The following is a 13,276-nucleotide window of genomic DNA, read 5'->3' on the forward strand; positions in this document are numbered from 1 at the left end:
GGCAACAAAGGCCCCCCGGCCTGTGGGGTGGGTGGCATGCCCTAGTGGAAACGACGGAACGACGATCATTGACCAGGCGCGCATCCTCGACCTGCTGATTGACATCCAGCGTGAAACACAGGTGACGTACCTGCTCATTCCTCACGACCTTGACGTGGTCCGCCATCTCAGGGCGGAGGTCGCCGTGATGCTGAAGGGCGCAGTGGCGGAAGAAGGGTGGCGGCTGGGTCATCATGGAGCTCGGCCGCACGTCGCTGGAACCCTGCGCAAGCGCCCGCGTGAGCCGTGAGTGGGTCGAGGCCGTCGCGGCAGGGACCTGAGCAAGCGGTCGAAGGGCATCTCCGCGTTCGTCGTCGAGAAGTCCGACGAGGGCGTGTCGTTCGGCGCGCCGGAGAAGAAGCTGGGCATCAAGGGGGCGCCGACCCGTGAGGTGTACCTCGACCACGTGCGAATCCCGGCCGACCGCATGATCGGTACCGAGGGCACCGGCTTCGCGACGGCGATGAAGACGCTGGACCACACCCGTGTCACCATCGCGGCGCAGGCCCTCGGTATCGCCCAGGGCGCGCTGGACCATGCCAAGGGGTACGCCCGGGAGCGCAAGCAGTTCGGCAAGCCGATCGGCGACTTCCAGGGCGTGCAGTTCATGCTCGCCGACATGGCGATGAAGCTGGAGGCCGCCCGCCAGCTCACCTATGCCGCGACCGCCAAGTCCGAGCGCGTCGACTCCGACCTCACCTTCTGCGGAGCTGCGGCCAAGTGCTTCGCCTCGGATGCCGCCATGCAGATCACCACAGACGCCGTACAACTCCTGGGCGGCTATGGCTTCACACGCGACTATCCGGTGGAGCGGATGATGCGCGATGCCAAGATCACGCAGATCTATGAAGGTACGAATCAGGTCCAGCGGATCGTCATGGCCCGCAACCTCCCGTAGGTGCGAGGCAGCAGCTACGGCCCCCGTGGGCGCACGAGCAGCTCTTCTCGTTCCGCCACCAGACCTCGGACCGCACACCACCTTGCGCGAACGGCGCAGCGGTCGGATCGCCCGAGGTCACTAGCTCCGGTGCCGGACGCGTGCGGCGATGGCAGTGGCGTCGCCTGGCGATTCCACTACTAACTTTAGAGGAGCCCGGAAGGACAGCAGGCCGAGTATCGGTGGCTCCTCTGCCTCGGCGGTGGGCCGTGCGCCCGGCAGGTCGCGGGCGGCTGCCCGCAGTGCCACGGCTGCCTCCGCGAGGCAATGGACGTGAGTCGTCGATTTCACTGCGCCGTCGTGACGTTTCAGGCCCGTCCGGCCTCTGGCTGCTTCGTCAACCGAGGCGTTCCATGCGCATCGACGATACGGCACGGGTGGGTTGCTGGGCTTTATGGCTCGGCCGGTTTGAGCATCTGGAAGAGGATGAGACAACCGTCGATCGTGCGGTGACGACCGAATGGGAGCCCATCCGTGCGGCGGGTCCGCTGAGGCGTGGCGAGCACCTGGAGACCGGGAGCGGCCGAACATTGACATCTCGACGTATCGCCACGACCCGGCATGATGCCCTGCGGGATGGCATGCACGGGTTCGTTGCGATCGACGTATTCGTTGTCGCTCGGAGACAACGGGCGAGCATCGCCCTGCCAGTCCTAGGCAGAAGCGGTCTCTGGTGCCGGCGGAGGCTGGAGGGCACGGTGATGGAGGCGGCCGCGATGCCTGGCCGCCAGGGTGGCGCCCGGGCATTGAAGACCGTGCTCGGCCGCTGAGCTGGGTTTCGGGGGTTCGCTTGCGCGTCGCCCATGTCTCTTACGTTCGGAGAACACCATCATGACGTCCCACCCCAATCACCACCCCGCACCGGTGACCATCCAGGCCCGCCGGCTGGAGGGCAAGGTCATCCTGATCACCGGCGCGTCCGCCGGCATGGGCGAAGCCGCCACGCGTCGCTTCGCCGCCGAAGGGGCACACGTCGTGGCCGGTGCCCGGCGCACCGACCGCCTCCAGACGCTGGCGGCCGAGCTGTCGACCGCCGACAACCAGGTCATCGCCGTGCCACTGGATGTGACCGAGGAGGCCACGGTGGAAGCCGCCGTGGCCGCCGCGGTCAAGCGGTTCGGCCGCCTCGACGGCGCGCTCAACAGCGCCGGCATCACCAGCGACGGCACACCACTGCATGAGAAGGACACCGATGCCTACGACCGGGTCATGGAGGTCAACGCCAGGGGTGTCTTCCTGTCCATGAAGCACGAGATCCCCGCGCTGCTCGCCGCCCAGGGCGGCTCGATCGTCAACGTCTCCTCCGTCGGCGGCATGGTCGGAGTGGCGGGCATCTCGGAGTACGTCGCCTCGAAATGGGCCGTCAACGGCCTCACCAAGAGCGCGGCCCTGGAACTGGCCTCCGCCAACGTGCGCGTCAACTCCCTCGCACCGGGCTCCACCCGCACCGAGATGTGGGACACGCTGCCCATCGAGCTCCAGGAGCACCTGGCCTCCATGGCCCCGATGAACCAGATCGCCCTGGCCGACGACATGGCCCGCGCCGCCCTGTTCCTGCTGTCCGACGAAAGCCGCTGGACCACCGGCGCCATCATCCCCGCCGAAGGCGGCCACCACATCGGACGCTGACCAACAGATGCTCGGGGGCCCCGCCACAGCGGCGCCCCCGAGCACATGTGGGTGCCGGACCAACTAGCGACCGGCGGCTCGGGGCTCAGCTTTCGCCGTCAAGGAGTCCAGAGCCTTCCCTCAACAGTTCCTCGACGCGCAGGGTCCCCTGCGCGGTCAGCGCGGTGAGCGGTTCGCGGACACGTGCCGATGAGATGAGGCCCTGCTTGTGGAGGACGTACTTCAAAGGAGCCGGATTGGTCTCGACGAACAGCAGATCCACCAAAGGATGCAGACCGTAGTGCAATTCGCGCGCCGTGGCGTGGTCTCCGGCTTCCCACGCTTCGTACATGCGGGCCACGGCAGCCGGAGCCAGATTGGACACGGCGCTGATGAAGCCGCGGCCACCGAGTGCGAGGAGGGGCAGGCCGAGCAGTTCGATCCCGGACCACACCAGGAAGCCGGTGCCGGTCTTGTGCAGGACGCGCGAGAAGTGTTCGAAGTCCTTGGTCGTTTCCTTGATGCCCACGATGTTGCCGAAGTCGCGGTAGAGACTGTTGACGGTGCCGGGCGCGATGTCGACAGCGGTGCGCGAAGGCACGTTGTAGATGATCAGCGGCAGGTCGGGGAACTCACGGGCGATCGTCGCGTACCACTGATACAGGCCCTCCTGGGTGGGGCGTGCGTAGTAGGGGGTGATGATCAGGGCGGCATCGGCGCCCGCGCTCTGGGCGGCAGCGGTGATTTCCACGGTTTCGCCGAGCTTGGCGGAGCCCGTGCCAGGAAGGAACGGCACCGCGTCGGCGACTTCCTCGGCGACTGCCTTGATGGCCTCGATCCGCTCCGCGACGGACTGGGCTCCCGGTTCTCCTGTGGAGCCGCCGATCGAGATGCCGTGTGAGCCGGCCTCCAGTTGTCGGCGGACCAGACCCCGCAGGGATGGCAGGTCCAGGGTGCCGTCGCTTGTGAAAGGCGTGATGACGGGAGCCACGGAACCCTTGATCTGCGTCGGATCGCTACGGAACTTCATGCGGTCCTCACCTCGTCGTGTGCTCGTTCGCGCACCTCAGGCGCCTGTCGTACGGGGGCCGACATATCCGGTCTGGCCGGCTTCGGAACCGAGGGCGAGGATCGGGCCGGACATCTTCTCCTGCCAGATCAGCGATTCCATGCCGATGTGCAGGGGGTGGTCCTGGACGGTGAAGACGCCGAAGCCGTCGGGGCCGTGGTAGTGGTCGTGCTCGCTCCACCCGGGGGCCGACAGCAGCAGGTCGCCGGCGCTCCAGTCGACGACGTGTCCTTCGACGACGCTCTTGCCGGAGCCGAGGAAGTGATAATTGATGGCGACGGAGCTGTGTCGGTGGCCGCGGCGCAGCGGCTGCGCCGCGACGCCGGGCGGCATCGAGGAGGCGGTCACGAAGAAGCTGTGGGTGGCCCCGTTGCGGCGTTCGGTCGCCGGGTTGTACAGGGCCATGATCGTCCGCTTGCCGTCGCCCTCCTCCCAGGACAGGTGCTCGCGGACCTCGCGCCAGGCCCAGTGCAGCGGGTTGTTTTCGACAACCTCGATGTCTACGAGGTATTCGTAACCCCGCAGCCGGGCGCCGGAGTCGTTGAGTTCGATGTCGGGGGCGGTTTCGCGGATGTAGCGCTCGGACCTGCGGTCGGCGGAAGGCGGGACACTGGGGCCCGCGGCCATCTGCTGGTCGGTGAGCGGCTCACTGTAGAGAACTCCGAGCTTGGCCAGGAGCGGAGCATTGGAGTAGCTCAATCGAACCCAGAGTTCGTCGCCGTCGTTCTCGAAGTAATGGCCCTTCATCGAGGGGATGCTGCACACGTCCCAGCGCTCCATGCGCGTGGACCTGCCGACGACGTGGACAACGCCGCGGCCGCTGATACCGATCTCGACCTGCCCCGTGTTGCGCCGCAGCGGTGTGGTCCGCTCGCCCGGCTTGAGCACGTCGATGGTAACGTCAACGCCGGGAGCGAGTCCCGGACCGAGGCCCACAGCGTCCGGATGCACGATGAGAGTGCCTCGACGGCCGTTTGCCGGCTGGGGGAGAGAGGCGAGGCGCTCGATCTCCGCCTCGATCCGGGCCCGGGAGATCTTCACCGGTGCCCAGGGCCGGATCGGCTCGGGCTCCTGCCCGCTGATGTCCACGAACCGGGCGTGCACATCCGGTGCGGCGGGGAGGGCGTCGATGTCTGAGGGGGAAGAAGTGACGCTCACGGTAACGGCTCCTTGGTCTATTTCTGTGGAGAGAGTCGGGCGCCGCGGAGCAGCAGTGCGGCGACCGAAAGGTCGGACAGTCCCATGCCCATGCCCTTGAAGACGGTGCAGCGTGGCCGCTCAGGTCGGGCCACCTTGCCGGTGACCAGATCGGCGAGCCGGTGGACCGAAGTCCAGTCGTCGCCGAAGAATTCGCCCAGTTCGCGTGAGCCTCGTCGCGCGTTGGACACGCTGTCGACCACGGTGAGTGCTGAGGACGCCAACAGAGCCGCGTCGAATTCCGCGTTGGCGGGAAGGATCGCGCCGACCGCGTTGAGGTGGGCCCCTTCGGCCAGGGCGTCAAGGGTGAAGAACGGGTCGGTGGCACGGGTGATCAGCGTGACGATGGGAGCGTCCTGGGACGCTGCCTCAACCGTGGGGAACGCTTCAGCGGCGAGCCCGAGGTCCGTTTGCACCTGGGCGGCGAAGCCCACTGCTCGCTCGGGGGTACGGCTCCAGACGCGGACCCGGCGCAGTTTCCGGACCGCGGCGATCGCGGCCACTTGGCGCAGGGCCTGGCGCCCCGTGCCCAGGACGGCGAGTTCATCGGCGTCCGGGTGGCTCATCCAGCGGGTGGCGATTCCCGAGACCGCGGCGGTACGCAGGGCACCGGCCACCCCGGCTTGCAGCGAGGCCCGCAGGCTGCCGTCGGCGGCGGAGAAGGCGGTGAGGAGGGCCGTCGCTCCGGCCGGGGTGTTGACCCAGGTTTTGAAGACGACGAGTTGTTCCTCGGTGTCGATCGCGCCCAGCGCATGGGCGCTACTCATGGGCGACCACGTGGCCATGGTCTTGTCGATGTTCCAGGCGGCACCCGTCGCCTCGTGCTCCAGGACACCTTGTACGGCGTCGATGACGGACGGAAGGTCCGCGCGGGCTTCGACGTCCCGGTCGCTCCACTGGTAGGGGCTCATCGGTGTACCTCCGCGGGGTTCAAGGAGCGAGCCTCGTCGGCGACCGGGTTCCGGAGCACGCCGATGCCCGCCACTTCGACTTCGAGCTCGTCTCCCGGGCGCAGATACCGGGGGGGATCTTGGCGGTGGCCGATGCCCTGAGGGGTCCCGGTGGCGATGACATCGCCGGGTCGCAGTGGGGTGAAGGCGCTGATGTACGCGAGCAGCTCGCCGAAGGAGAAGGTCAGCCGATCGGTCGAGTCGTCCTGCACGACTGTGCCGTTGAGCCGGGTGGTCACCCGCAGTGGACCGTCCCCCAGTTCGTCGGGGGTGACGAGCCAGGGCCCGCAGGAGCCGCTGGCGTACCAGTTCTTGCCCGCGGTTGCCTGCCGCGTGTGCAACTGCCAGTCCCGCACACTGTTCTCCGCCATGCAGGTGAAGCCCGCGATATGCCGGCCCGCGCGGTCGGCGGTCACCCGGCGCGCCGGGTGACCGACCACGAAGGCCACTTCGCCCTCCCAGTCCAGGGAATCCGTGTCGTACGGGCGGACCACCGAACGCCCCGCGCCGACGAAGGAGTCGGGGAAACGGGTGAACAGGGTGGGCCACTCGGGCGGCGCCTCCTGGGACTCCACGGCGTGGGACGGGTAGTTGTACCCGACGCACACGACCTTGGCGTGCGGCCCGATGGGGGGCTGCCATGTGACGGTGCTGATGGGCCAGCGGGGATCGTCAGGGCGTGGCGTGGCGTTGTGGAGTTCGGTCAGCATCGCCTCGAAGGAGGCCATGCGGTGCCCCAGGTCAACCACTTCGTCTCCGTCGACCACACCGAACGACGCCCCGGATCCGTCAGGTGGTGTGTGGAAGCGCGCCAGCTTCATCGGGTGTGCTCCTTGCTCGGCTCTGTGCCCACCACGCTAGGTAAACAAGGAACATAAGTCCATTAACGTTTTCTTTTATTCTTCATAACGCATTGTTTATGTACTGGCGATGACTACCGCCCCGCCAGCCTGATGGCGTCCAGTGCGGACGCCTGTAGGGGAGAGAAGTACTTGTCCGTCCGGTAGAACAGCCCGATGCGTTCGTGCAGGGCTCCGTCGGTGAACTCGATCGCCCGAAGTCTTCCCTCCGCGAGATCACGTTCCACTGAGTAGCGGGGGAAGAGCGCCGCCCAGCCGTGCTCGATGACCGCTGCCTTGATCGCCTCGGCATGGCCGAGTCGAATGACCGTGTCGAGCTCCCCGACGCCCAGTTCCTGTAGCTGAGTGTCGATGCTCCGCTGAAACGCCACATGCCTGGGCACTCCCACCATGGGCAGTTTGGGAAGGGCGCTCAGCGAGACGGAGTCCGCCGTAGGCGGCCCACCCGGACTGGCGCACAGGATCAAGGGCTCGTCCAGCAGCGTCTCGGCGACGATGGAGGTGGGGAGTGCGCGTTCGTCGCGGGTCATCACGGCGAAGTCGACTTCGCCGATCTCCACGGCGTGCAGTGCGTGTTCCGGCTGGGTGACATGGACGGTGATATCGGCTCCGGGCCGCTCGGCGCGCAACGCTGTCATCAGGGGCGGCAGCAGATAGGTGCCGACGGCCAGGCTGGAGGCGAGCACAACACTGCCTCCCGTGCCGAGTGTCAGCTCCTCCACGTCGCGGCGGACCTGCATACACCTGGCCAGCATCTCCCGGGCCCACAGGTGGGCCCGGGTGCCCGCCTCGGTCAGCACCATGCGACCGGAGGTCCGGACGAACAGCCGCGCCCCGATCCATTGCTCCAGCGCGCGGAGCTGGCTGGAGACCGCTGGCTGGGCGACCCTCAGCCGCTCGGCGGCGCGCGTCACGCTGCCTTCCTCCACCACGAGGCAGAAGACCTCGAGCCTGCGCAGCGAAAGTTGGGATTCCATGGGGCGGCCCTCCCGCACGGTCGTTCAGTTCCTGCCTCACTGGCAGTTCTCCATAAGGTATCCGTTATGGATTCATCGAACAAGCGTTACTATGCATATGGCTTGGATGCCTCTAGAGTTACTCGGCAACGCCGCATCTCTTGAGATGAATGCGCCGGGTCAAGTACCTCTGCTGGGCCGACAACAAAGCGCCTGGTATTTGACTCCTCTTCGTGGCCGATCGGCTTAGCCATGCTTGGAGCTAGGGACAACATGAGTGCCATTCTCGGGATAGATATCGGTGGCACGTTCACCGACGCATTTCTGGGTGATGATCAGGGCAACATCACCACCGCCAAAGTTCCATCCACCCCGCCCGATTTTGCGGAGGGATTTCTCAACGCCGTGGACGAGATCGGCCGCAAGCTCGGTCGGTCCCGTGAATCGACGCTGTCCGATGTGGACTACATCTGTCACGGAACAACGGCGGCTCTCAACGCATTGGTCACCGGAAACGTCTCCCGGGTTGGACTGCTGACCACAAAAGGGCACCGCGACTCAATTTACATCATGAATGTCGAGGGCCGGTACGCCGGCCTTGGGCCGGAGGAGATCCAGAACGTCGCGGCGACACGCAAGCCTCCGCCGCTCCTACCCAAACGCATGGTGAAGGAGATCACCGAGCGCGTCGACTACCAGGGAAACGTCGTCGTACGTCTCGACGAGGACAAGGCACGCGTCGCCATCCGGGAACTACTGGAAGACGGTGTGGCCGCGATAGCGGTGAGCCTGCTGTGGTCCTTTGTCAATCCGGAGCATGAAATCCGGCTGCGCAAGATTATTGAGGAAGAGAGCCCGGGCACCTATATATGCCTGAGCAGTGACCTCAGCCCCAAGATCCGCGAATACGAGCGGACCGTGACCACCGTCATGAACGCGCAGGTCGGTCCGACCCTGCGGGACTATCTGGCACCGCTCACCGAGGAACTCGAGCTCCGCGGACTGAACGGCGCGCTGCTGGTGATGCAAGGAAGCGGGGGAACGGTCTCGGCGCAGGACGCACCCGCACAGGCCATCACGACCATCGGTTCAGTACTCACCGGCGGCGTGGTCGGAGCCCGTAACCTCGGCCGCAAACTGGGCCACCGCAATATCATCACCTCCGACATCGGCGGCACGACGTTCCTGGTCGGCCTGGTGGTCGACGGGGAACCGGTGTACTCCAGCTCCACCACGCTGAACCAGTTCACCGTCAGCACCCCGATGGTCAACGTCACCTCGATCGGCTCGGGCGGCGGTGCGATCGCCTGGCTGGACGCGGGAGGCAATCTGCGCGTCGGCCCGCGCAGTGCCGGCGCCCGCCCGGGGCCCGCCTGCTTCGGCCGGGACGGCGAAGAGCCGACGGTGACCGACGCCAACCTCGTCCTGGGCATCCTCGATCCGAAGACGTTCGCGGAAGGCACCAAGAGGCTGGACGTCGATCGGGCGCGCAAGGCCTTGGAGACCCGGATCGGCGCACCTCTCGGCCTTGATGCCGAGCAGGCCGCTGCCGCGGTCTTCGAGATCCAGAACGCCCAGACCGCCGACCTGCTGCGCCGGGTGGTGGTCGGGCAGGGCCACGATCCTCGCGATTTCGTCCTCTACGCCTTCGGCGGTGGCGGTCCCGCGCACTGCTTCGCCTACGGCGCCGATCTCGGGATCAAGGAGATCTATATCCCGCTGGGTGACGCCAACGCGTTCTCGGCGTACGGCCTCACCACATCCGATGTCGTGCTGTCCGCCGAACTCTCGAACCCCGCGACCTACCCCTTCGACGCGGCGCGGGTCGAGCGGCAATTCGCCGAACTCGAGGCAGGACTCACCGCTCGGCTCGAGGCTCAAGGGGTGTCGTTCACCTCCATCGGCATGCGCCGGCAGCTCGACATCCGCTATACGGCGCAGATGTTCGAAGTTCCGACACCGGTGGGCTCGGGCCCGCTCACCGACGCCGACATGGACACCGTGATATCCGACTTCGAACACACGTACGAACAAATGTTCGGTCACGGAACGGGGTACGCCGACGCCGGCTTCCAGCTGATCAACCACCGTGTCTTCGGCATCGGCTCCACCGCCTTCACTCCTGAGCTGCCGATCGCCCGCAAGGCGGAGAGCGAGGACGCCAGGGGTGCGCTCAGCGGCACCCGGCGAGTCTTCCTGGACTCACGCAGGGGGTGGGAGGTGACGGCGATCTACGACTACGCCCGCCTCACCCACGGACACCGTCTCGAAGGCCCGGCGATCGTCGAGGCCGGCACCACCACCGTCGTCGTACCCCGCGACGCCTCGGCTCAGGTGGACTCCCTGCGCAACATCATTCTTCACCTTGATGACCGGAGGCCATGATGGCTGTGACGCCCGTACCCGGCTCGGAGATCTTCGCCAGCAGGCCGTATACGAACGAAGAGATCCGTACGGACCTTCCCGAGCACCTGCCGCTGTACCCCACGGACCTCAGCGGCGTCGAGGTCGACCCGCTCACCTATGAGGTCGTACGCAACCGCATTTTCGCCATCACCGACCTGATGGGCGACGCACTGCGCCGCATGAGCGGCTCCCTTGTGGTCACCGATTGCAACGACTTCGATGTGGCGCTCACCGACCCTTACGGACACATCGTGCAGGTCGGCCCGTACAACACCCAGCTTGTCGCGTCGATCGGGCTGGCCATCGGCTGGATCCTGCGGAATCGCGCCGACAACCCGGGCATCGAGCCGGGTGACATGTTTCTGTGCAGCGACCCGTGGGTGGGTGGTGGCCTCCATCAGAACGACGTGGCCCTCTTCGCCCCCCTGTTCCACGACGGAAAGCTGTTCGGCTGGACCGCGGCCGTCGCCCACCAACTGGACGTCGGCGGAGTGAGCCCCGGCAGCTGGACCCCGCGCGCCGAAGATGTCTTCTGGGAGTCACTGCCCATGCCGCCGATCAAGGTGGTACGCGGTGGAGTGATCCAATGTGACGTCGAGGACGCGTACGTACGCCGCTCCCGCATCCCCAAACTGGTCGCCCTGGATTTGCGGGCAAAGGTAGGGGCCAACAAGCTGGGCCACGAGCGCATCGCAGAGCTGATCCGCAAATTCGACGCGGATACGGTCCAGCAGGTCATGCAGTTGCAGATGCGCGACGCCGAGCAGCGGTTGCGGGACAGGCTGGCCACGATCCCGGACGGCACCTGGACCGCCGTCAATCACCAGGAGCAGTCGCACACCGGCGACCGCGAGGCGCACGCGATCCGGCTGAAGCTCACCAAGACCGGCTCCGACCTGCTGTTCGACTTCACCGGGACCGATGAGCAGTCCGGCATGATCAACTGCACCTTCACCGGACTCTACGGCGGGATCATCTCGGCCATGATGCCCCTGCTCTGCGGCGACCTGCCATGGGCGCCCGGCGGCATCATGCGGTGCGTCGACATCATCAGTGAACCCGGCACCCTGAACAACGCCACCTTCCCGGCCGCTGTCGGCAAGGGCTCGGTCGCATCCTCCTGGGCGACCACCAACGCGGTGATGGAGTGCCTGTCGCAGATGCTGGACACGCATCCGTCGACCCGGTCCTCGGTGGCCAGCGTCTGCTGTGGCAGCTGGGACCTCAGTATCGTCGCCGGCCTCAACCAGCACGGCGCACCGTTCGCGACCTCCATTCTGGAACCGATGGCCGGTGGCTTCGGTGCGGGCAGCGACCACGATGGTGTCGACACGGCCGGTCTGCCGTTCATCCCCATGGGCAAGGTCCCGGACGTCGAGATGAATGAGTTCACCACACCCCTGCTCTACCTGTGGCGACGCGAGGAGACCGACTCGGGTGGTCCCGGCCGCTATCGCGGCGGCCTGAGCGGCAGCGTCGCCTTCACCCCCTACCACAGTCCGGCGCCCATCTATCAGGTCATCTCCGGTTCGGGGAAGGCCGTTTCGATGAATCGCGGCCTGGCCGGAGGCCACCCCGGAGCCGCACAGGAGGACATCGCCGTACGCGGATCCGACGCGGCGGAACTGCTCGCCCGGGGTGAGCTGCCTTCCACGGTGGCGGAACTCGGCGGCACCCCCGAGTTCCCCTCCAACCAGGAGGAGAGTCTCCTCCAGCAGGGCGACGTCTACGTGATGCGGTGGCAAGGCGGCGGCGGATACGGAGACCCGGTGCTCCGCGACCCGGAACTGGTCGCCGCGGATGTCCGTGAACTGAAGGTGTCGCGCGATGCGGCGCGCACGGTCTACGGCGTCGTCCTCGACGACTCGTTCACCGTCAACGCGGCAGCCACCGCCGCATGCCGCGAAGCCGTCCGTGCCGACAGGAGGAACCGTGTCCAAGGCTGACACCAACACCGCGCATCAGATGCTCGCCGACGAGCAGGCCGTGGACGACAACCTCGTTCAGCGCCTGATGGACGGCTCCCCGCACTACGTGTGCCGGCACTGCGACACCCCGGTGGCACCCGCGGGTCCCGACTGGCGCCACCGGCTGACCAAGGTCTTCGAGGGCGCCCCGAGCACCGCCGGCCCCCACCTCAACGACAACGCTCGTCACTACCTCGACATGGACGTCGTGCTGCGCCAGGGATTCTGCCCGGGATGTTTCACCGCACTGTTCACCGAGACTGTGCCCGCACGGAACGGAGAGACGCCATGAAGGTTCTGGTCACCGGCGGTCTCGGTGTCAACGGCGCCTGGGCCGTACGACGACTCCTGGCCGAAGGCCACCAGGTCACCGTGCTGGATGTGCGTCCGGACTTCGACCTGCTGCCCGACCTGGAACCCCACTTCGAGTTCGTGCAACAGGATCTGATGGACGTCGAGGGGCTGAGTCGGCTGATGACCAGCCGACGCATCGACACCGTCGCCCATCTCGCCGCCGTCGTGGTGGCGCCGTCCGATCCTTACCGGGCATTCGAAGTCAACGCACTGGGCTCGGTCGGAGTACTGGAAGCCGCGCGCCAGGCGGAGGTGCGACGGGTCGTCTACACCAGTTCCAAGGCGGTGTACGCCCCGATCACGGGCGAGTTCGCCCACCCCACCTATGTGCCGGTCACCGAGGATTACCCCCGCGGCCCCACACCCGGTCTGCGGGCATACGGCGCCTCCAAGATCCTGAGCGAGGAGGCCGGACGGGTATACGCCGAGCGTTTCGGCATGGACTTCGTGGCCCTGCGGTTCGGCGCGATCTACGGACCGGGAAAGAAGGCCCGCCACGGTCCCGTCGGAGTCCACAGTCGCATCATCGAGAACGCGATGCTGGGCGTTCCCGCCACCGTCGGCCGCGGAGGCCAGCAGGGCGACGACATGATGTACGCCAAGGACGTCGCCCAGGCCATCGTGCGCGCCTGTACCAGCACGAACCTCGGCTCCTGGGTGTACAACATCGGCACGGGCGTACGCTCCACACTGGAAGATTTCGCGGACGCGGTGCGCGCTCAGTACCCGTCTGCCGACATCACCATCGGCCGAGGGTTCGAATATCTCGGCATCGGCCCCGTGCACGGTGTCATGGACATCACCCGCGCACGCCGTGACCTCGGCTACGAGCCCGAGTTCGACCTGACGTCAGGTGTCGCCGACTACGTCGAGTCGCTGACGCGTCTGGGGATCGAGCCACAGGCCCAGACCGACGAGAGCAGTTGGTGATCG

General features: G+C 66.7%; 11 protein-coding genes and 1 pseudogene. 7 read left to right on the forward strand and 5 right to left on the reverse strand.

Annotation, left to right across the window (positions count from 1 at the left end):
- Positions 1–31 precede the first annotated feature (31 nt).
- From NQU54_RS23875 to NQU54_RS23885, 3 genes and pseudogenes are all read left to right on the forward strand, one after another.
- Positions 32–289 carry a P-loop NTPase family protein gene (locus NQU54_RS23875; RefSeq protein ID WP_257632964.1) on the forward strand — a complete coding sequence of 86 codons (258 nt, stop codon included), beginning with the start codon at positions 32–34 and terminating at the stop codon, positions 287–289.
- Between the two features lie 24 nt (positions 290–313).
- A pseudogene (locus tag NQU54_RS23880) lies at positions 314–937 on the forward strand (acyl-CoA dehydrogenase family protein); the annotation flags it as partial.
- Positions 938–1,807: 870 nt separating this feature from the next.
- The gene (locus tag NQU54_RS23885; protein ID WP_257632887.1) at positions 1,808–2,605 is read left to right on the forward strand and encodes an SDR family NAD(P)-dependent oxidoreductase; all 798 of its coding nucleotides are present in this window, start codon (positions 1,808–1,810) and stop codon (positions 2,603–2,605) included.
- A gap of 85 nt (positions 2,606–2,690) precedes the next feature.
- Here the strand turns inward: NQU54_RS23885 and dapA are convergent, their stop codons facing one another.
- The 5 genes from dapA to NQU54_RS23910 all read right to left on the reverse strand — a co-directional run bounded on the left by dapA (position 2,691) and on the right by NQU54_RS23910 (position 7,637).
- Positions 2,691–3,575 (reverse strand): 4-hydroxy-tetrahydrodipicolinate synthase, encoded by an 885-nt coding sequence (gene dapA, locus NQU54_RS23890; RefSeq protein WP_257632888.1) that lies wholly within the window; start codon positions 3,573–3,575, stop codon positions 2,691–2,693.
- A 75-nt stretch (positions 3,576–3,650) separates the two neighbouring features.
- The gene (locus tag NQU54_RS23895; protein ID WP_257632889.1) at positions 3,651–4,811 is read right to left on the reverse strand and encodes a cupin domain-containing protein; all 1,161 of its coding nucleotides are present in this window, start codon (positions 4,809–4,811) and stop codon (positions 3,651–3,653) included.
- A 17-nt stretch (positions 4,812–4,828) separates the two neighbouring features.
- The gene (locus tag NQU54_RS23900; protein ID WP_257632890.1) at positions 4,829–5,761 is read right to left on the reverse strand and encodes an ornithine cyclodeaminase family protein; all 933 of its coding nucleotides are present in this window, start codon (positions 5,759–5,761) and stop codon (positions 4,829–4,831) included.
- Positions 5,758–6,621, reverse strand: a complete 864-nt coding sequence (locus tag NQU54_RS23905; protein ID WP_257632891.1) for a fumarylacetoacetate hydrolase family protein — start codon at positions 6,619–6,621, stop codon at positions 5,758–5,760. Before NQU54_RS23905 ends, NQU54_RS23900 begins: the two co-directional genes overlap by 4 nt.
- A 113-nt stretch (positions 6,622–6,734) precedes the next feature.
- Positions 6,735–7,637 carry a LysR family transcriptional regulator gene (locus NQU54_RS23910; protein ID WP_257632892.1) on the reverse strand — a complete coding sequence of 301 codons (903 nt, stop codon included), beginning with the start codon at positions 7,635–7,637 and terminating at the stop codon, positions 6,735–6,737.
- Positions 7,638–7,889: 252 nt separating this feature from the next.
- Between NQU54_RS23910 and NQU54_RS23915 the strand changes: the two genes are divergently transcribed.
- The 4 genes from NQU54_RS23915 to NQU54_RS23930 are packed head-to-tail and all read left to right on the forward strand — an operon-like array spanning position 7,890 to position 13,273.
- Positions 7,890–10,001 carry a hydantoinase/oxoprolinase family protein gene (locus NQU54_RS23915; RefSeq protein ID WP_257632893.1) on the forward strand — a complete coding sequence of 704 codons (2,112 nt, stop codon included), beginning with the start codon at positions 7,890–7,892 and terminating at the stop codon, positions 9,999–10,001.
- Positions 10,001–11,968, forward strand: a complete 1,968-nt coding sequence (locus tag NQU54_RS23920; RefSeq protein ID WP_257632894.1) for a hydantoinase B/oxoprolinase family protein — start codon at positions 10,001–10,003, stop codon at positions 11,966–11,968. Before NQU54_RS23915 ends, NQU54_RS23920 begins: the two co-directional genes overlap by 1 nt.
- Positions 11,955–12,281 carry a hypothetical protein gene (locus NQU54_RS23925; protein WP_257632895.1) on the forward strand — a complete coding sequence of 109 codons (327 nt, stop codon included), beginning with the start codon at positions 11,955–11,957 and terminating at the stop codon, positions 12,279–12,281. The genes NQU54_RS23920 and NQU54_RS23925 overlap by 14 nt, the downstream gene beginning before the upstream one ends.
- Entirely contained in the window at positions 12,278–13,273 is a 996-nt protein-coding gene (locus NQU54_RS23930) for an NAD-dependent epimerase/dehydratase family protein (protein WP_257632896.1), read from the forward strand. Before NQU54_RS23925 ends, NQU54_RS23930 begins: the two co-directional genes overlap by 4 nt.
- Positions 13,274–13,276: the final 3 nt, after the last annotated feature.

The sequence above is a fragment of the Streptomyces malaysiensis subsp. samsunensis genome, assembly GCF_024519315.1.
GTDB classification, from domain to species: Bacteria; Actinomycetota; Actinomycetes; order Streptomycetales; family Streptomycetaceae; genus Streptomyces; species Streptomyces malaysiensis.